Origin of the sequence: Micromonospora sp. NPDC047738, assembly GCF_040642675.1 — a bacterium.
Lineage (GTDB): Bacteria > Actinomycetota > Actinomycetes > Mycobacteriales > Micromonosporaceae > Micromonospora.
Genome location: NZ_JBEYSO010000001.1, coordinates 199,375 through 217,437 on the forward strand (window position 1 = coordinate 199,375; position 18,063 = coordinate 217,437).

Sequence of the window (18,063 nt, forward strand, 5' to 3'; positions counted from 1 at the left end):
TAGAGTTGCCCAACCGGGGGTCGACCGACCCCGCTTATCTCCACGGACAGGGACGGTGGACGACGTGACGACGGGCGAACCGCTCATCGTGCTGGACGGGGTCAACAAGTGGTTCGGCCCGCTGCACGTGCTCGACGACGTCTCGCTCTCCGTCGGCAGGGGTGAGGTGGTCGTGGTGATCGGCCCCTCCGGCTCCGGCAAGTCGACGCTCTGCCGGACGATCAACCGGCTGGAGCCGATCAGCTCGGGCACCATCACCTTCGACGGGCAGCCGCTGCCGGCCGAGGGCAAGGCGCTGGCGAAGCTGCGCAGCGAGGTCGGCATGGTCTTCCAGTCGTTCAACCTCTTCGCGCACAAGACCATCCTGGAGAACGTCACGCTCGGCCCGGTCAAGGTCCGCAGGGAGAAGCCGGCCGCCGCCCGCGAGCGCGGCCTGGCCCTGCTCGACCGGGTCGGCATCGCCAACCAGGCCGACAAGTACCCCGCCCAGCTCTCCGGCGGCCAGCAGCAGCGGGCGGCCATCGCCCGTGCGCTGGCCATGCAGCCCAAGGCGATGCTCTTCGACGAGCCGACCAGCGCGCTCGACCCGGAGATGGTCGGCGAGGTGCTGGACGTGATGACCTCGCTGGCCCGCGACGGCATGACCATGGTGGTGGTCACCCACGAGATGGGCTTCGCCCGGCACGCGGCCAACCGGGTGATCTTCATGGCCGACGGTCAGCTGGTCGAGGACGCACCGCCGACGGAGTTCTTCGCGAACCCGCGCAGCGAGCGGGCGAAGGACTTCCTCTCCAAGATTCTCACGCACTAGGCATTCGTAGTGGAGCGCGCCGTCCCCCGGCGGCTTCTGTCGAAAAAGGAGATGAGTATGCGCATGAAGCGTATGGCGGCGGTCGCCGCCGCGGCCGCCCTGGCGCTCGGGATGACCGCCTGCGGTGACGGCAAGGGCGACGAGGGCACCGGCTCGGGCGGCAAGTCGTTCGCCGCCGGCAGCACCATGGAGCGGCTGAACAAGGCCCAGAAGATCAAGGTCGGCACCAAGTTCGACCAGCCGGGCTTCGGCCTGAAGGGCCTGTCGGGCAAGCCGGAGGGCTTCGACGTCGAGGTCGCGAAGATCATCGTCAAGGAACTCGGCATCCCCGAGGACAAGATCGAGTACGTCGAGACGCCGTCGAAGGTCCGTGAGGACAAGATCGTCGACGGCAGCGTCGACCTGGTCGCCGCGACGTACACGATCAACGACAAGCGCAAGGAGCGCATCGCCTTCGCCGGGCCGTACTACGAGGCCGGCCAGAACATCCTGGTGAAGAAGGACGACACCACGATCACCGGGCCGGACTCGTTCAAGGACGGCACCAAGAAGGTCTGCTCGGTCACCGGCTCCACCCCGGCTGAGGAGATCAAGAAGCACGTCAAGGACGTGGCCACCCAGCTGGTGCTCTTCGACACCTACGACAAGTGCCGCGACGCCCTCAAGGGCGGCCAGGTGGACGCGGTGACCACGGACAACGTGATCCTGCTCGGCTACGTCGCCAAGGACGAGGCGTCCTTCAAGCTCGCCGGCGAGAACTTCACCAAGGAGCCGTACGGCATCGGCGTGAAGAAGGAGGACACCGACTTCCGGAACTTCATCAACGACGTCCTGGAGAAGGCCATGCAGGACGGCCGTTGGAAGAAGGCCTGGGACGACACCGCCGGCAAGTTCGGCGCGCAGCTGGGCGCGGCCCCGACCATCAACCGCTACTGATCTGATCGTTCGATCTGGAGGGTGGGGAGGAACACCGACCCGTGAGTGTGCTCATCGACAAGTTCGACGTGTTTGCGGGTGGTTTCTGGCTCACCCTCCAGATCTGCGTACTCGCCGCGATCGGCGCCCTGATCCTGGGCGCCGTCGTGGCGGTGCTCCGGATCTCCCCGGTGCCGCCGCTCCGCGCCGTCGGCACCGCCTACGTGAACATCTTCCGGAACATGCCGCTGACCGTGGTGATGTTCTTCGCCGCCTTCGGCCTGCCGGCGCTGGGCTCCAACGCTGACTTCCTGCGGATCCCCGGCCTGGACGCGGTCTTCAGCCGGCTCGACACCGACCTGCCATACTTCCGCTTCGCGCTGATCGCCCTGGTGCTCTACACCGCGGCGTTCGTCTGCGAGGCGCTGCGGTCCGGGGTGAACGCGGTGCCGCCCGGTCAGGCCGAGGCTGCCCGCTCGCTCGGTCTCACCTTCGGCCAGAACCTGCGCTACGTGGTGCTGCCGCAGTCCTGGAAGGCGTCGGTGGTGCCGCTCGGTTCGGTGATCATCGCGATGATCAAGAACTCCGCGCTGGTGGGCTTCTTCGGCGTCGTCGGTGACCTGTCCCAGACCGCCGACCAGCTCACCTCGGCCGAGGGCTACGCCTTCATCCCGGTCGCCATCGGCATCTCCATCGGCTACCTGATCATGACGGTGCCGCTCGGTGCCCTGCTCGACCGGATCGAGAAGCGACAGGCGGTGGCCCGATGAGTCAGCAGAACAGCGTCCTGTACGACGTCCCCGGCCCCCGGCAGCGACGGATCACCCTGGTCAGCAGCCTGGTCGCCACCATCGTGGTGCTCGTCGGGGCGTACTTCCTGATCTACCGGCCGCTGTCCGACAAGGGCCAGTTCTCGATGGAGCTGTGGGGCCCGCTGGTCGACCCCGGCAACGAGAACTTCTCCCAGGTCTGGGACCGGATCGGGCTCGGCCTGAAGAACACGCTGATCGCCGCCGCCCTGGCCATCGTGTCCTCGCTGGTCGTGGGGACCCTGATCGCCGTGCTGCGGATCCAGCTCAAGAGCCTGACCCGACGGCGCTTCACCGGGCTGGCCACGCCGGTGTCGTACCTGCTGCGCGGGCTGAGCGTGCTGCTGTCGGCGGTGACCCGGGTCTGCGTCGAGGTGTTCCGGGGGCTGCCCGTCGTCATCACGATCTTCTTCGTGGCGCGCGGCTTCCCCGAGTTCGGCATCTCGTGGGACAACCTCTGGTACCTGGTCATCGGTCTGACCGTCTACAACTCGGTGGTGATCGCCGAGATCATCCGCTCCGGCATGGAGGGGCTGCCGGGCGGCCAGGCGGAGGCCGCCGCCGCGATCGGCCTCTCCCCGTTGCAGACCACCCGGATGATCCTGCTGCCGCAGGCGTTCCGGATCATGCTCCCGGCGCTGATCAGCCAGCTCGTCGTGGTGCTCAAGGACACCTCGCTCGGCTTCATCATCAGCTACGAGGAGACGCTCAACATCGGCAAGCAGATCATCGGCGTGCTGGGCAACCCGATCCAGGTCTACGTCGTGATCGCCGTGCTCTTCATCGCGGTCAACTACTCGCTGTCGAAGCTGGCCCAATACGTCCAGCACCGCCTCTCCCGCGGCCGCAAGACCGCCGGCACGCCGGCCCAGAACCCGCCGCCCGTGGCGCTCACGTCGCAGGCCGAGGGTGCCGGCGGAGGCGGCGGAGGCGGCGTCTGATCCGACCCGTACGGCGAAGGGCCGGCCCGGATACCGGGCCGGCCCTTCTGCGTCTCTGCGGTCAGCGGGCGATCTCGGTGACCCGGGACTCGCGGACCACCGTCACCCGGATCTGGCCCGGATAGGTCAGCTCCTCCTCGATCTGCTTGGCCACGTCCCGGGCCAGCACCGCCGCACCGATGTCGTCGACGTCCTCCGGCTTGACCATCACCCGGATCTCCCGGCCCGCCTGCATGGCGAAGACCTTCTCCACGCCGAGCTTGCCGGCCGCGATCTCCTCGATCCGCTCCAGCCGCTTGACGTACGCCTCCAGGCTCTCCCGCCGCGCCCCCGGCCGGCCACCGGAGCAGGCGTCGGAGGCCTGGGTGAGGACCGCCTCGATGGTCTGCGGCGGCACCTCGTTGTGGTGCGCCTCGATCGCGTGCACCACGTCCTCGCTCTCGCCGTACTTGCGGGCCAGGTCCGCGCCGATGATGGCGTGGCTCCCCTCCACCTCGTGGGTGAGCGCCTTGCCGATGTCGTGCAGGAACGCGCAGCGCTTGATCGTCGGCACGTCCAGCCGCAGCTCGGCGGCCATGGTCCCGGCGATGTGCGCGGTCTCCACCAGGTGCTTGAGCACGTTCTGCCCGTACGACGTCCGGTAGCGCAGCCGGCCCAGCAGGGTGACCAGCTCCGGGTGGATCTCGGTGATGCCGACCTCGACCAGGGCGTCCTCGGCGGCCCGGTGGCAGAGCTCCTCCACCTCGTGCCGGGCCTGGTCGTAGACCTCCTCGATCCGGTGCGGGTGGATCCGGCCGTCCAGCACCAGCTTCTCGAGGGTGAGCCGGCCGACCTCCCGGCGTACCGGGTCGAAGCAGGAGAGCAGCACCGCCTCGGGGGTGTCGTCGATGATCAGGTTGACCCCGGTGACCGACTCGAAGGCGCGGATGTTGCGCCCCTCCCGGCCGATGATCCGCCCCTTCATCTCGTCGCCCGGCAGGTGCAGGACACTCACCACGCTCTCCGCGGTCTGCTCGCTGGCGACCCGCTGGATGGCGTCCACGACGATGTGCCGGGCCCGCTGCTCGGCGGTGCTGCGGGCGTCCGACTCGATGTCCCGGACCAACAGGGCGGCCTCTCGCTTGGCCTGGCTCTCAATCGACTCGACCAGCTCGACCCGGGCCGCCTCGGCGGTCAGCCCGGCGACCCGCTCCAGTTCGCGGCGGCGCTGCTCCTCCACCTCGGTGAGGGCCTGCTCCCGCTCGGCCAGGGCGGCCTCCCGGGCGGCCAGGGCGGCGCTGGCGGCCGTGAGCTGCCGTTCCCGCTCGGCGAGCCGCTCCACCTCCTCGGTGTGCAGCCGCTCCCGCTCGTCCATCCGGGTGGCCCGGCGCTCGACCTCGGCCGCCTGTTCGCGGGTGGTCGCGGCGAGCACCGCCACCTCCCGCTCGCCGCTGCGCCGGGCGGCGCTGCGGAGCTGCTCGGCGTCCGCCTCGGCCTGCTTGTGCGCCCGCTCCAGCACCGTGTCGGCCTCGGCGCGGGCGTCGTCCAGGACCCGCCGGGCCTCGGCCCGGGCCGCCTTCGCCTCGGCCTTCGCGGCGGCCGCCTCGGCCCGGGCCGCCGCAGCGGCCGACTTCGCCACATCGGCGGTGCTGTTCGCCTCGTCGGCGGCGCTGCGCAGGGCCGCCAGCGACTGCTCCTGGCGATCCTTCTCGGCGATGAAGGCCGGATCCTCCGGGGTGGGCGTGACACTGAGCCGACGCAGGGTACGCGCGCCGAGCAGGACGGCACCGACCACCACGGCGGCGAGCAGCAGCACCAGCACGAGGATGACGGCCTCGAACGCGCTCATGCCGCTCCGCCCCGTCCGGCCCGGCCGGTCACGGCCGCGCCGACGGTCAGGTTGCTGCGGTCGGCGCGGGCCTGGATGCCGGCGGACGGCCCGCCGAGGGCCCACGGAGGATCACCGGTGAACCTGTCCCGCCCCACCATGGCCGCCTCCCCTGAACGTCGGCGCCGCAGCACGCGCGCCGACGGCACACGCCTGCGGCTCTGGACGCCCGACCGGAGCGGCTGGCCGTGGGTAGCTTTCCGTCGACGGTGCCCGTGGAGAGCATCGCCGGCGGCCGGTTGCAGTTGTCGGTGGCACCGGACCGGCCGTCCGGTGCTGCCGTCAAGGCCGGTGAAGCTGGCCCAAAGTGATGCGGTTCTGTTACGCGTTCTATGTTGTGCGCTTAGCCTGCGCTGGTCGGGCAATGTGAGCCTGTATGGCGAGGCTAGGTCTCCGGAGGCCGTTCGGTCAAGAACTCATGATCAAACCACCCGGACGGAGAGAAGTTGCGGCATCACCCAGCGCTGATCAGATGCCGGACACCGCCGGACAAACCCCACCCCGCGCGAGCTCCCCGATCACCCTCCCGACCTGCTCAGGCCCCTCACGACGCAGGTCCCACCCGCCCTCCGCTCGCACCGCGCGCCACTCGGCGTCGTCGCGAGGGCAGGCCACAACTTCTCCGAAAGAGTGGTCTTGCGGCGGCGGAAGGCCACACTTCCAGAGAAGTTGTGCGGACCTTGGCGACCCGCGGCCCGCGGGCGCCGGCCCGCACCGCCTCCGCTGATCGGTCAGTCGAGGGTGCGGGCGTCCCGGTCGAGTTCGTGCTCGGCTTCGGCGAGCGCGTCGACGTCGATGTGTTCGGCAAACTCGGCGGCCTCGGCGCTCTGCGCGGCCAGGGCCTCCTTCACCGCCCGGATCGCCACGCCCGGCGGGTACCCCTTGCGGGCCAGCATGCCCACGAGGCGGCGGAACACCGCGTCCGGCTCGCCCCGGGCGGTTCGCAGCTTCCGCTCGACCAGGGCGCGGGCGGTCTCCGCCTCGGTCTCCTCGTCCAGCTCGCCGAGCGCCTCGCTGGCCACCTCGCCGTCGACGCCGCGCTGGCGCAGCTCGTTGGCGAGCGCCCGCCGAGCCAGCCCACGGCCGGTGTGCCGGCTGGTGACCCAGGCGCGGGCGAAGGCGGCGTCGTCGATGATGCCGACCTCGTCGTACCGGTCGAGGACCTGGGCGGCGACCTCCTCGGAGATGCCCCGCTTGGCGAGGGCGCCGGCCAGCTCGGCCCGGGTACGCGGCCGGACCGCGAGCTGCCGCAGGCAGATCTCCCGGGCTGCCTCGGCCTCGTCGCGGGGCGAGGCCGGCGCGGCCTCCGGATCGGTCTCCTCGGCGCGTCCCTGGCGGCCCCGGCGAGGGCGGGGTGTGGTGGCGTCACCCGTGCGGGGCGGGCTGGCGTCCCAGCCCCGCCCCGTACGGGCGCGTCGTCCTGCCACGGGTCAGGTCAGAAGTCGACCGGCGGCAGCTCCGGGCCACCGGCGGCGTCGCCCACGCCGACCCCGACGCCGAGCTTCTCCAGGATCTTCTTCTCGATCTCGGCGGCCACATCCGGGTTCTCGCGGAGGAACTCGCGGGCCTTCTCCTTGCCCTGGCCGAGCTGGTCGCCGTCGTAGGTGTACCAGGCGCCGGACTTGCGGATGATCGCCTGCTCCACGCCGACGTCGATCAGCGACCCCTCGCGGGAGATGCCCTTGCCGTACATGATGTCGAACTCGGCCTGCTTGAACGGTGCGGCCACCTTGTTCTTCACCACCTTGACCCGGGTACGGTTGCCGACCACGTCGGTGCCGTCCTTGAGGCTCTCGATGCGGCGCACGTCGAGTCGGACCGAGGCGTAGAACTTCAGCGCCCGACCACCCGTGGTGGTCTCCGGGCTGCCGAACATCACGCCGATCTTCTCGCGCAGCTGGTTGATGAAGATCGCTGTGGTGCCGGTGTTGTTGAGCACACCGGTGATCTTGCGCAGCGCCTGGCTCATCAGCCGGGCCTGGAGACCCACGTGGCTGTCGCCCATCTCGCCCTCGATCTCGGCGCGCGGCACCAGAGCGGCGACCGAGTCGATCACGATGATGTCGAGCGCGCCGGAGCGGACCAGCATGTCCGCGATCTCCAGCGCCTGCTCGCCGGTGTCCGGCTGGGAGACCAGCAGGGCGTCGGTGTCGACGCCGAGGGCCTTCGCGTACTCCGGGTCGAGCGCGTGCTCGGCGTCGATGAAGGCGGCGATGCCGCCCGCCCGCTGGGCGTTGGCCACCGCGTGCAGGGCGACCGTGGTCTTACCGCTGGACTCCGGGCCGTAGATCTCGATGACCCGGCCACGGGGCAGACCGCCCACGCCGAGCGCGACGTCGAGCGCGATGGAGCTGGTCGGGATCACGGCGGTCTGCACGACCGGCCGCTCCCCCAGCCGCATCACCGAACCCTTGCCGAACTGCTTGTCGATCTGAGCGAGAGCAAGGTCGAGTGCCTTCTCCCGGTCCGGCCCTGCCGCCATCGTTGCCACCCCTGCCTTCGCCGGCGTCTTACCTGAGCTTCGCGTCACGCGGGACACGCTAGGCGCTGGGTCCGACAGAAAACCAGCCGACGGGCCGCGAGCTGTGGACGAGCACCCCGCTGTGGACAATAGCCGAACAGGTGTACGACTCGGCAAGCGACACGCGGACTCGGGAAAAAGGCTGCTCAGCGTAGCCGCGCGGGGACCCGGTCGGGATAGGCGGCGACCACCGCCCGCCACACCACGTGCGTCTCCTCACCCGCGGCGAGGGCCTGCTCGATGGTCCGCCCGCCGAGCTGGGACAACACCTGGTCGCTGGCGATGCTGGCCGCGTAGCCCGGCCCGAACGCCTCCTCCAGCCGCGCCCAGAAGTCGGTCAGCCGCACGTGTCACTCCTCCTTGTCGGGCGCCCCCGCTGGCACCGGACGCAACGCTAGCGCCACCAGGGGCACCACCGCGATCGCCGCGAGCAGGGTGAGGGTCGGATAACCGGCCACCCGCACGACAAACCCACTCAGCGCCGCAGCGCCCGCCCCGGCCAGCCCCATGGTCAGGTCCGACAACCCCTGAACGCTCGGCCGCACGTCCGTGGGCACCGACTCGGACAGCAACGTGGAGCCGGCAACCATGGTGCCCGACCAGCCCAGTCCGAGCAGCGCCAGACCGAGCGAGAGTTCCGGCGTGTGGTGTCCGGCCGTGCCGGCGACCGCGCAGGCGGCGAGCAGCACCCCGATCCCGCCGAGGATCACCGCGCGCCGGCCGAGCCGGTCGGTGAGCCAGCCGACCACCGGGGAGAGCGCGTACATGCCGGCGATGTGCAGGCTCAGCACGATGCCGACCACCCGCAGCACGTCGGCGTCGTCGTGGAACTCGCCGAGCCGAACCGGGGTCATCGACATCACCGCGACCATCACCAGGTGCCCCATCGCCACGGCCGCGATGCCGAGCCGGGCGGCGGGCCGCTCGCGTACCACCCGCCAGGCCACGCGCATCCCTGCGTCGCGCCGCGCGGCGACCTTGACCGGCGCGGGGTCGGCCGGAGCCGCGACCGGCTCGACCGCCGGGGCGTCGGCGGCCGCCAGCCGGCGGGCGGTGAGCAGCGGGTCGGGCCGCAGCAGGATCAGCAGGACGACCGCGGCCACCACGAACGCGGCGGCGCTGAAGGCGAACGGGCCGGCCAGCGGCGGCAACCCCCAGCCGCTGGTGGTGTGGTCGGCGAGCGCGGCGAAGTTCGGGGCGGCCACCGCGCCGATGGTGGTGGCCCAGACGATCACCGAGAGCTGGCGCCCCCGCCGGGCCGGTTCGGCCAGGTCCACCGCCGTGTAGCGGGCCTGGAGGTTCGCCGCGGTGCCGCCACCGAAGAGCAGCATGCCGAGAAAAAGCAACGGCACCTGACGGGTGACCGCGGCGAGCACCACCAGTACGCCCCCGGCCGCCCCGACCAGGTACGCCATCACCAGGCCCGGCCGACGGCCGTGACCGGTCATGATCCGGGTGACCGGGACGGCGAGCAGCGCCCCGCCGACCACGGCGGCGCTCTGCGCCAGGCCGGCCACGGCGGTGCCGGCGATCCGGGCGGCGAGCAGCGTACCCACGGCGAAGACGATGGCGACGCCGATCCCGCCGATGATCTGGGTGACGAAGAGCAGCCGCAGCGTACGACGCTGGATCGCGGCGACGTCGGGCCGGGCCGGTGCCAGGGCGGTCAGATCGGTGGCCATGCGGAGCGCTCCTCGGTAAGGGGTGACCTATCCTCCCGCACCCGACCAGGCCGCCGGCACCCGGTTTCTGCTAGAGGCCGAGACCTCGGCCGATGATCTCCTTCATGATCTCGGTGGTGCCGCCGTAGATGGTCTGCACCCGGCCGTCCAGCCAGGCCCTGGCCACCGGGTACTCCAGCATGAAGCCGTAGCCGCCGTGCAGTTGCAGGCAGCGGTCGGCCACCCGGTTCTGCAGCTCGGTGGTCCACCACTTGGCCTTCGCCGCGTCGGTCACCGAGAGCCGGCCGGCGTTGAACTCGGCGACGCAGTGGTTGACGAAGGTCCGCGCGATGGTGACCTCGGTGTCCAGCTCGGCCAGGAGGAACCGGTTGTGCTGGAACTTCCCGATCGGCCGGCCGAACGCCTCCCGTGAGCGGGCGTAGTCGAGGGTGAGCGCGAGCAGTTTCTCCGCCGCCGCCACCGCCGCCACGGCGATGCTCAGCCGCTCCCGGGGCAGGTTGGCCATCAGGTGGTAGAAGCCGTGGTTCTCGGTGCCGATCAGGTTCTCCGCCGGCACCCGGCAGTCGTCGAAGAACAGTTCGGCGGTGTCGTTGGCCTTCAGCCCCACCTTGGCCAGCCGCCGGCCCCGGCTGAATCCGGGCATGCCGGTCTCCACCGCGAGCAGGCTCACCCCGTGCGCGCCCTGGTCGGGCGCCGTCTTGGCGACCACCACCACGAGGTCGGCCAGCTCGCCGTTGGTGATGAACGTCTTCTGACCGTTGAGGACGTACGTGTCGCCGTCGCGGACCGCGCCGGTGCGGACGCCCGCCAGGTCGGAACCCGCCCCCGGCTCGCTCATCGCGATCGCGGTGACCAGGTCGCCGGAGCAGAAGCCCGGCAGCCAGCGCTTGCGCTGGTCCGCGGTGGTCAGCTCGGTGAGGTACGGGGCCACCACGTCGTTGTGCAGGCCGAACCCGAGGCCGGAACAGCCGGCCGCGATGATCTCCTCGTCGAGGACCGCGTTGAACCGGAAGTCGTGCTGCCCGCCGCCACCGTACGCCTCGTCGACGTCCATGCCGAGCAGCCCGGCGGCGCCGGCCTTGCGCCACACCTCCCGGTCCACGATCCCGTCGGTCTCCCAGCGCTCGTGGTAGGGCACGGCCTCCCGGGCGAGGAACTCGCGGCACAGGTCGCGGAACTCCTCGTGCAGGGGCTCGTAGAGATGCTGCTCCATGGCGATGAGTCTGCCCGCCACGCGGGCGGGCGGGAAGGGCCGGCAACCCCGCGAAGCGCCCGCAGGGTCTTGACGACGCTATCCGTCGCAGCCTTATTCTCACGAAACGATTTCCGTGGACCTTGGTCCGCTCGCGCAACGCTAACCGTAGGACTGAGGAGCGCCCATGTCAGCCGGGCCCGCCACCCCCGCGGTCGCTCTTCGCGGCCTGCGCAAATCGTTCGGCGCGGTGGAGGCGGTGGCCGGCGTCGATCTGGAGATCGCCGACGGCGAGTTCTTCGCCATGCTCGGGCCGTCCGGCTCGGGCAAGACCACGGTGCTCCGCATGATCGCCGGGTTCGAGCCGCCGACCGCCGGGGCGGTCCTGCTCGGTGGGCGCGACGTCACCCGGCTCGCCCCGTTCGAGCGGGACGTCAACACCGTCTTCCAGGACTACGCGCTGTTCCCGCACCTCACCGTGCGGCAGAACGTCGAGTACGGCCTGCGGGTACGGAAGGTGGGCCGCGCTGAGCGGCGCGCGCGGGCGGAGGAGGCGCTGCGCAGCGTACGGCTGGACGGGCTGGACGATCGGCGGCCGGCCGCGCTCTCCGGCGGGCAGCGGCAACGGGTCGCCCTGGCCCGTGCCCTGGTCATCCGCCCGAAGGTGCTCCTGCTCGACGAACCGCTCGGCGCGCTGGACCTGAAGCTGCGCGAGCAGATGCAGGTCGAGTTGAAGGCGCTGCAGCGGGAGGTCGGCATCACCTTCGTCTTCGTCACCCACGACCAGGAGGAGGCGCTCACCATGAGCGACCGGGTGGCGGTCTTCGAGAACGGCCGGATCGCCCAGGTGGGCAGCCCCGCCGAGGTCTACGAGCGGCCCGCCAGCCCGTTCGTCGCCGGCTTCGTCGGCACGTCCAACCTGCTCAGCGGCGACGCGGCACGGGCCATCCTCGGCCGGGAGGGCACCTTCTCGGTCCGCCCGGAGAAGATCCGGCTCGTGGGCCCGCCGACGGCTCCCGGTCACGGCGCGGCGACAAACGCGCCCGACTTGGAGTTGCCGCCCGCGAGTGCGGCGGAGGCCTCGGCCACCGGACGGATCGCCGAGGTCGTCTACGCCGGGGCGACCACCCGGTTCGTCGTCGACCTCGACGCCGGCGCCCGGCTGGTCGTGGCGCAGCAGAACCTGACCACCTCCTCGGCCGACGTGGCGGCACTGCGCGGCACCCCGGTGCGCCTGGCCTGGCGCGCCGAGCACGCCGTGGCCGTACCCGACCCCGTGGTGCCGATCCCCCGCGACAAGGAGAGCGCACATGCGTACCGGTAGAACTCTGACCGCGCTCGCCGCGGTCGGCCTGCTCGCCCTGACCGGCTGCGGCGACGGCGGAACGGACGCCGGCGGATCCGGTCCCGGCGGCATCAAGCCCCCCTCCGTGCCCAAGCTGAGCAGCCTCGGCGCGGGCGAGGGCCAGGTCAACATCGTCGCCTGGGCCGGCTATGTGGAGGACGGCTCCACCGATCCGAAGGTGGACTGGGTCACCGACTTCGAGAAGCAGACCGGCTGCCAGGTCAACGTCAAGGTCGCCGGCACCTCCGACGAGATGGTGACCCTGATGAAGACCGGCGAGTACGACGTGGTCTCCGCCTCGGGTGACGCCTCGCTCCGGCTGATCTACGGCGGGGACGTCGCGCCGGTCAACACCGACCTGGTCACCAACTACAAGGACGTCTTCGACGGGCTCAAGCTGAAGCAGTGGAACTCCGTGGACGGGGTGGCCTACGGCATCCCGCACGGGCGCGGCGCCAACCTGCTGATGTACCGCACGGACGTGGTCAAGCCGGCCCCGACGTCGTGGGGCGCGGTGTTCGACGCCAACTCGCCGTACCGGGGCAAGATCACCGCGTACGACTCGCCGATCTACCTCGCCGACGCGGCGCTCTACCTGATGAAGCACCAGCCGGACCTGGGCATCAAGAACCCGTACGCGCTGGACGACAAGCAGTTCACCGCGGCCGTGGACCTGCTGAAGAAGCAGAACGAGACGATCGGCGAGTACTGGTCGGACTACACCAAGGAGGTGCAGGCCTTCAAGACCGGCAACTCGGTGCTGGGCACCACCTGGCAGGTGATCGCCAGCCTGGCGCAGGCCGACAAGGCGCCGGTCGAGGCGATCCTGCCCGAGGAGGGGGCGACCGGCTGGTCCGACACCTGGATGATCTCGGCGAAGTCGAAGCACCCGAACTGCGCGTACCGGTGGATGGACCACATCATCTCCCCGAAGGCCAACGCCGCGGTGGCGGAGTGGTTCGGTGAGGCGCCGGCCAACCGGCTCGCCTGCGCCCAGACGGCCGACAAGAACCACTGCGCGACGTTCCACGCCGAGGACGAGGCGTACTTCGAGAAGGTTTGGTTCTGGAGCACGCCAGTTGCGCAGTGCCTCGACGGGCGCAAGGACGTGACCTGCAAGGACTACGCGGCCTGGACCCAGGCCTGGACCACCGTCAAGGGCTGAGGTGGCCACCTCGACGCTCGACCGGTCCGCGGGCGCCGCTGGAGCGGACACCGCCCGCGGACCGGTCCGCCGGCTCTCCGCCTGGCTGCACCGCCACGCCGGGGTCCGGCTCGCCGCCCTGCTGGCCGCGCCGCTGTTCTGGCTGGTGGTCGCATACCTGGGCGCGCTGGCCGTGCTGTTCGTCTCGGCCCTGTGGACCGTCAACGGCTTCACCGGGGAGGTGGTCCGACAGCCGACCCTGGTCAACTTCCGCACCATCGCCACCGACGAGGTGTACCGGACAGTCGCGCTGCGCAGCGTCGGGGTGGCCGCGGCGGTAACCGTGATCGACACGCTCATAGCACTGCCGATGGCCTTCTACATGGCGAAGGTCGCCCGCCCCCGGTACCGGCGCTGGCTGGTGGTCGCCATCCTCACCCCGCTCTGGGCCAGCTATCTGGTCAAGGCGTACGCCTGGCGGGTGCTGCTGGCCAACGGCGGGCCGGTGGACTGGCTGCTCGGGGGACCCGGCAGCGGCCCGGGTTACGGGCTGACCGCCACCGTGCTGGTGCTGGCCTACCTGTGGTTGCCGTACATGATCCTGCCCGTCTACGCGGGCCTGGAGCGCCTGCCCGATTCGCTGCTGGAGGCGTCGGCGGACCTCGGGGCGCGGGCGGGTCGGACGTTCCGGAAGGTGGTGCTGCCGGTCATAGTCCCGTCGGTGATCGCCGGTTCGATCTTCACCTTCTCGCTCTCGCTGGGCGACTACATCACCGTCCAGATCGTCGGCGGCAAGACCCAGCTCATCGGCAACCTGGTCTACGCCAACATCGGGGCGGCCAACAACCTGCCGTTCGCGGCCGCGCTGGCCACCATCCCGGTCCTGATCATGGTCGTCTACCTGGTCGCCGTGCGGCGCTCCGGGGCTCTGGAGGAGTTGTGACGCTCTCCCGGTCGGCGCGTTGGCTGCTGCGCGGCGCGATGGCGCTCGGCCTGGCCTTCATCTACCTGCCGCTGGCCATCGTGCTGGGCAACTCGTTCAACGCCGACCGCACCTTCGCCTGGCCACCGGCCCGGTGGACGACGGAGTGGTGGGTGCGCGCCTGGGACAACGCGGGCGCGCGGGAGGCGCTGTGGACATCGGTCAAGGCGGGGCTGGGCGCCACCGCAATCGCGCTGCTGCTCGGCTCGCTGGTCGCGTTCGCCGTGCAGCGCTACCGGTTCTTCGGCCGCGGGACGGTGTCGTTGCTGGTCGTGCTGCCGATCGCGCTGCCCGGCATCGTCACCGGCATCGCCCTGGACACCGCGTTCCGCTCGGTGCTGGCGCCGCTGGGCATCGGCAAGGGCCTCTTCTCGGTGATCGTCGGGCACGCCACGTTCTGTGTCGTGGTGGTCTACAACAACGTGCTGGCCCGGCTGCGCCGGTCGGGCGGCAACCTCCAGGAGGCGTCGGCCGACCTGGGGGCCGACGGCTGGCAGACCTTCCGGTACGTCACCTTCCCGGTGCTGCGCTCGGCGCTGCTGGCCGGTGCGCTGCTGGCGTTCGGGCTCTCCTTCGACGAGATCATCGTCACCACGTTCACCGCCGGCCCGGGCGTGCAGACACTGCCGATCTGGATCTTCAGCAACCTGTTCCGGCCGAACCAGGCGCCGGTCATCAACGTGGTGGCCGCCGTGCTCATCGTCGCCTCGGTGGTGCCCATCTACCTCGCCCAGCGGATCTCGGACACGGCCAGCGGCGGCCGCCTCTGACCGGCGCGCGCTCTTTGTCCGGGCCCGGCCGGTACGCCAGGATGGACGGATGAGCACGCTGACCGGGCAGCAGATCGCCGACGAGGGACTGGCCGGGTGGACGTACCTGCTCGGCGCTCTGCAGACGCGGATCACCACGGGGAACTTCGCGGCCGGGCTGGCGGTCATCGACGCCATCGGCGCGGCGGCCGAGCGGATGGACCACCACCCCGACCTCGACCTCCGCTACACGCACGTCGATGTGCGGCTCTGGTCCCACGACGTGGGCGGGGTGACCGCCCGGGACGTCCGGCTGGCCCGGGCCATCGCCGCGATCGCCGCCGACGCCGGGGTGGCGCTGGGCCACACCGGCGTCTCGCGGCTCGAACTCGCCCTGGACACCCCGGCCGTCGCCGGCGTCCTGCCGTTCTGGCAGGCGGTGCTGGCCGTGGCGCACCGCTCCGGGCCGGGCCTCGGCGACGAGCTGCGCGACCCGGCCGGCACGCTGCCCACGGTGTGGTTTCAGGAGTCCGGCAGCGAGGAATCCCGGCAGCGCTGGCACCCGGACGTGTGGGTGGACCCGGCGGAGGTGCCACCGCGCATCGAGGCGGCGCTGGCGGCCGGCGGGACGCTGGTCAGCGACGAGAACGCGCCGCGGTTCTGGGTGCTCGCCGACCCGGACGGCAACCGCGTCTGCCTGTGCACCTGGCAGGACCGCGACTGAGGGACCCCTCAGGCGGCCAGGGCGCGGGCGGCCACCGTCAGGTCCGCGACCAGACCCTCGTACGCCACGTCCTGGTTGTCCGCGCGCAGCACGGCGGACGGGTGGATGGTGGCCAGCAACTGGGCCTCCGGGGCGTCGGCCACCTTGCCGGCCTGGTCCACCGGCACCCGCTTGAAGTCTTGCGGGCGCTGCGCGGCGTCCGGCCAGGGCAGCAGTTCCCCGCGCTGCTTCGTCACCCGGAACGCCGGGCCGAGCAGCGCCTTGGCGGCGGTGGCGCCGAGCACCACGACGACCTCCGGGCGGAGCCGGGCGAACTCGGCGACCAGCCAGGGCCGGCAGGCGGTGATGTGCACCCGGTCCGGCGTCTGGTGGATCCGCCGCTTCCCGCGCAACTCGAACCGGAAGTGCTTCACCGCGTTGGTCAGGTAGATGTGGCCGGGGTCGATGCCGGCGTCGTCCACGGCGCGGCGCAGCACCCGCCCGGCGGGGCCCACGAAGGGCAGGCCCTTCTGGTCCTCCATGTCGCCGGGCTGCTCGCCGACGAAGACCACCCGGGCTCTCTCGTCACCCCGGCCGAAGACCGTCTGGGACGCGTTCCGGTAGAGCTCGCAGCCCTGGCAGCCGGCCGCGGCGGCGCGCAGCTGGTCGATCGTGTCCGCCTGCGGCGGGATGAACTCCTGCGCTCCGGGCGCGCTCTCGGTCTCGGCCATGCCCGACTTTATATACCGGTTTCGTCATCGACGCCGGGTGCCGGCCACATCAGTAACCACCGCCCCCGCCGCCGCCACCGCGCGAGGCCAGCGCGATCGCGATGATCACCAGGATGATCACCGCCACCGCCACCCCGATCCAGATGCCCCTCCGGGACCTGTTCGCCACCGTCACCCACCTCCCGGCCGGGCCCACTGCGTCGTCGTCACCTGCCTGCCTACTCCGCTTTACCCGTGCGCGGCCGCGCCATGCCGCCGGGTTTGTCCGGGCGTGGCCGCCGCGCCGGCGGCCCTGTCCCGGGCACCGCGCCGGGGCGGCGGGGATCAGGCGGTGAACGGGGCCGGCCCGACGGGACGCACCGCTCGCGCCACCGCGTCGGCCAGGGGCGCGAGGTCGGCCGCGTCGAGCGGGCTGACCGTGATCCGGACGCCGGGGGCGGCGGCGATCCGGTTCAGCGCGCCGGGGGCGACCGACCAGCCGGCGTCGCGCAGCGCGGTGACCACCACGGTCTCGTCGGGCACGGGCACCCAGACGTTGATCCCGGTGCGCCCGTGGGCGACCAGTCCCCGGGCGGCCAGCGCGTCGACCAGCCCGTCCCGCCGCCGCTCGTAGCTCTCCCCCGCCCGCCGCACCAGGTCCGCCGTGCCAGGGTCGCGCCAGAGCGCCAGGACCAGGCGTTGCAGCACGGTGGAGACCCAGCCGGCGCCCACCCGGGCGCGGCCGGCCACCCGGGCCACGGTGGCCTCGTCGCCGGCGAGCACCGCGAGTCGCAGGTCCGGACCGTAGGGCTTGCTCACCGACCGGACGAAGGCCCACGCCGGGGTCGCCCCGGCGAGCGGGTGCAGGGGTACGCGGGCCAACTCGGCGGCGTGGTCGTCCTCGATCAGCAGCAGGTCGGCGCGGCCGGCGAGCAGCGTACGCAGGGCCACGGCGCGGTCGGCGGAGACGGCGGCGCCGGTCGGGTTCTGGGCGCGGCTGGTCACGATCAACGCGCGGGCCCCGGCGGTGAGGGCGGCCCGGACGCCCGGCTCGGTGGGGCCGTCGTCGTCGACGGGCACCCCGATGGCGCGTAGCCCGAGCGCGGCGAGCAGGTCGAGCAGGTTGGCCCAGCCGGGGTCCTCGACCGCGACCGCGTCGCCGGGACGCAGGTGGGCGGCGAGCAGGCGCTCGATGCCATCCAGCGCGCCCCCGGTCACGGTAATCTCCTCGGCCGGTACGCCGTCGGCGGCGAGCCGCTCCCGGGCCGCGGCGGCCAGCTCGGGCAGGACGGCGGTGACCGCGTACCCGCTGGGCGGGCCGAGCTCGGTGGCGAGCGCGGCCAGGTGCGGGCCGAGCGGCGGCAGCAGCCGGCTGTCGGGCTGGCCGGCGGAGAGATTGCGGGCGCCGGGCAACGGGGCCGGCATCAGCGCGGCGCGGCGGGTGGCGACGGGTGGGCGGGGTCGGACCCGGGTGCCGTGCCGGCCGGCGGTGACCACCAGGCCCCGCTGGCGCAGCTCCTGGTACGCCTTGGCCACGGTGGCCGGGCTGACCGCCAGCTCGGTGGCCAGGGCGCGGACGGCCGGCAGGGTGACGCCCGGGGCGAGGCCGCCGCTGCGGATGCCGCTTTCCACGCTCGCCGAAATGGCCGCCGACGACGAGCCGACGATCTGATAATGTGCTGCCACAGTTCG

At 71.8% G+C, this 18,063-nt stretch carries 17 protein-coding genes and 1 pseudogene; 9 read left to right on the forward strand and 9 right to left on the reverse strand.

Going from position 1 to position 18,063, the window contains the following annotated elements:
* The first annotated feature begins 55 nt into the window (after positions 1–55).
* From ABZ783_RS00960 to ABZ783_RS00975, 4 genes are read left to right on the forward strand one after another with little or no spacing between them, the layout of a single operon-like run.
* Complete coding sequence (locus ABZ783_RS00960) at positions 56–811, forward strand: amino acid ABC transporter ATP-binding protein (RefSeq protein ID WP_357433433.1); 756 nt, start codon at positions 56–58, stop codon at positions 809–811.
* 57 nt (positions 812–868) lie between these two features.
* On the forward strand, positions 869–1,747 hold the full coding sequence (locus ABZ783_RS00965) for a glutamate ABC transporter substrate-binding protein (RefSeq protein WP_357433435.1): 879 nt from the start codon (positions 869–871) through the stop codon (positions 1,745–1,747).
* 41 nt (positions 1,748–1,788) lie between these two features.
* A complete protein-coding gene (locus ABZ783_RS00970; protein ID WP_357433437.1) occupies positions 1,789–2,496 on the forward strand; it encodes an amino acid ABC transporter permease in 708 nt (235 codons plus the stop codon).
* A complete protein-coding gene (locus ABZ783_RS00975) occupies positions 2,493–3,476 on the forward strand; it encodes an amino acid ABC transporter permease (protein ID WP_357433439.1) in 984 nt (327 codons plus the stop codon). Before ABZ783_RS00970 ends, ABZ783_RS00975 begins: the two co-directional genes overlap by 4 nt.
* A gap of 61 nt (positions 3,477–3,537) precedes the next feature.
* Here the strand turns inward: ABZ783_RS00975 and rny are convergent, their stop codons facing one another.
* From rny to ABZ783_RS01010, 7 genes and pseudogenes are all read right to left on the reverse strand, one after another.
* The gene (gene rny / locus ABZ783_RS00980; RefSeq protein WP_357433441.1) at positions 3,538–5,304 is read right to left on the reverse strand and encodes a ribonuclease Y; all 1,767 of its coding nucleotides are present in this window, start codon (positions 5,302–5,304) and stop codon (positions 3,538–3,540) included.
* Entirely contained in the window at positions 5,301–5,444 is a 144-nt protein-coding gene (locus ABZ783_RS00985) for a hypothetical protein (RefSeq protein WP_357433443.1), read from the reverse strand. The genes rny and ABZ783_RS00985 overlap by 4 nt, the downstream gene beginning before the upstream one ends.
* Positions 5,445–6,074: 630 nt before the next feature.
* Positions 6,075–6,770, reverse strand: a complete 696-nt coding sequence (locus ABZ783_RS00990; RefSeq protein ID WP_357433445.1) for a regulatory protein RecX — start codon at positions 6,768–6,770, stop codon at positions 6,075–6,077.
* An 8-nt stretch (positions 6,771–6,778) separates the two neighbouring features.
* Positions 6,779–7,825, reverse strand: coding sequence for a recombinase RecA (recA, locus tag ABZ783_RS00995; RefSeq protein WP_073832643.1), 1,047 nt, complete (start codon positions 7,823–7,825; stop codon positions 6,779–6,781).
* A 185-nt stretch (positions 7,826–8,010) separates the two neighbouring features.
* Positions 8,011–8,211 carry a DUF3046 domain-containing protein gene (locus tag ABZ783_RS01000; RefSeq protein WP_073832642.1) on the reverse strand — a complete coding sequence of 67 codons (201 nt, stop codon included), beginning with the start codon at positions 8,209–8,211 and terminating at the stop codon, positions 8,011–8,013.
* A pseudogene (locus ABZ783_RS01005) lies at positions 8,202–9,546 on the reverse strand (MFS transporter). Before ABZ783_RS01005 ends, ABZ783_RS01000 begins: the two are co-directional and overlap by 10 nt.
* 70 nt (positions 9,547–9,616) lie before the next feature.
* Entirely contained in the window at positions 9,617–10,759 is a 1,143-nt protein-coding gene (locus ABZ783_RS01010) for an acyl-CoA dehydrogenase family protein (protein ID WP_357433448.1), read from the reverse strand.
* A 166-nt stretch (positions 10,760–10,925) separates the two neighbouring features.
* On the opposite strand from ABZ783_RS01010, the gene ABZ783_RS01015 reads away from it, so the two are divergent.
* Genes ABZ783_RS01015 through ABZ783_RS01035 form a run of 5 tightly spaced genes read left to right on the forward strand, consistent with a single transcriptional unit; the run spans position 10,926 to position 15,682 of the window.
* The gene (locus ABZ783_RS01015; protein ID WP_357433450.1) at positions 10,926–12,062 is read left to right on the forward strand and encodes an ABC transporter ATP-binding protein; all 1,137 of its coding nucleotides are present in this window, start codon (positions 10,926–10,928) and stop codon (positions 12,060–12,062) included.
* Positions 12,049–13,248 (forward strand): ABC transporter substrate-binding protein, encoded by a 1,200-nt coding sequence (locus ABZ783_RS01020; protein WP_357433451.1) that lies wholly within the window; start codon positions 12,049–12,051, stop codon positions 13,246–13,248. Before ABZ783_RS01015 ends, ABZ783_RS01020 begins: the two co-directional genes overlap by 14 nt.
* A 1-nt stretch (position 13,249) precedes the next feature.
* Positions 13,250–14,170 (forward strand): ABC transporter permease, encoded by a 921-nt coding sequence (locus ABZ783_RS01025; RefSeq protein WP_357433453.1) that lies wholly within the window; start codon positions 13,250–13,252, stop codon positions 14,168–14,170.
* The gene (locus ABZ783_RS01030) at positions 14,167–14,979 is read left to right on the forward strand and encodes an ABC transporter permease (protein ID WP_357433456.1); all 813 of its coding nucleotides are present in this window, start codon (positions 14,167–14,169) and stop codon (positions 14,977–14,979) included. Before ABZ783_RS01025 ends, ABZ783_RS01030 begins: the two co-directional genes overlap by 4 nt.
* A gap of 49 nt (positions 14,980–15,028) precedes the next feature.
* Complete coding sequence (locus ABZ783_RS01035; protein ID WP_357433458.1) at positions 15,029–15,682, forward strand: 4a-hydroxytetrahydrobiopterin dehydratase; 654 nt, start codon at positions 15,029–15,031, stop codon at positions 15,680–15,682.
* Between the two features lie 8 nt (positions 15,683–15,690).
* On the opposite strand, the gene ABZ783_RS01040 is transcribed toward ABZ783_RS01035, so the two are convergent.
* Both ABZ783_RS01040 and ABZ783_RS01045 read right to left on the reverse strand, forming a co-directional pair.
* Entirely contained in the window at positions 15,691–16,392 is a 702-nt protein-coding gene (locus ABZ783_RS01040; protein WP_357433460.1) for a UdgX family uracil-DNA binding protein, read from the reverse strand.
* Positions 16,393–16,716: 324 nt separating this feature from the next.
* Positions 16,717–18,057 carry an aminotransferase class I/II-fold pyridoxal phosphate-dependent enzyme gene (locus ABZ783_RS01045; RefSeq protein WP_357433462.1) on the reverse strand — a complete coding sequence of 447 codons (1,341 nt, stop codon included), beginning with the start codon at positions 18,055–18,057 and terminating at the stop codon, positions 16,717–16,719.
* Positions 18,058–18,063 lie beyond the last annotated feature (6 nt).

Bases quoted from the DNA above. Each gene is read 5' to 3' on its own strand.
- ABZ783_RS00985 (WP_357433443.1), bottom strand. From the start codon at position 5,444: ATGGTGGGGCGGGACAGGTTCACCGGTGATCCTCCGTGGGCCCTCGGC.
- recA (WP_073832643.1), bottom strand. From the start codon at position 7,825: ATGGCGGCAGGGCCGGACCGGGAGAAGGCACTCGACCTTGCTCTCGCT.
- ABZ783_RS01020 (WP_357433451.1), top strand. From the start codon at position 12,049: ATGCGTACCGGTAGAACTCTGACCGCGCTCGCCGCGGTCGGCCTGCTC.
- ABZ783_RS00975 (WP_357433439.1), top strand. From the start codon at position 2,493: ATGAGTCAGCAGAACAGCGTCCTGTACGACGTCCCCGGCCCCCGGCAG.
- ABZ783_RS01040 (WP_357433460.1), bottom strand. From the start codon at position 16,392: ATGGCCGAGACCGAGAGCGCGCCCGGAGCGCAGGAGTTCATCCCGCCG.
- ABZ783_RS01015 (WP_357433450.1), top strand. From the start codon at position 10,926: ATGTCAGCCGGGCCCGCCACCCCCGCGGTCGCTCTTCGCGGCCTGCGC.
- ABZ783_RS01035 (WP_357433458.1), top strand. From the start codon at position 15,029: ATGAGCACGCTGACCGGGCAGCAGATCGCCGACGAGGGACTGGCCGGG.
- ABZ783_RS01010 (WP_357433448.1), bottom strand. From the start codon at position 10,759: ATGGAGCAGCATCTCTACGAGCCCCTGCACGAGGAGTTCCGCGACCTG.
- rny (WP_357433441.1), bottom strand. From the start codon at position 5,304: ATGAGCGCGTTCGAGGCCGTCATCCTCGTGCTGGTGCTGCTGCTCGCC.
- ABZ783_RS00965 (WP_357433435.1), top strand. From the start codon at position 869: ATGCGCATGAAGCGTATGGCGGCGGTCGCCGCCGCGGCCGCCCTGGCG.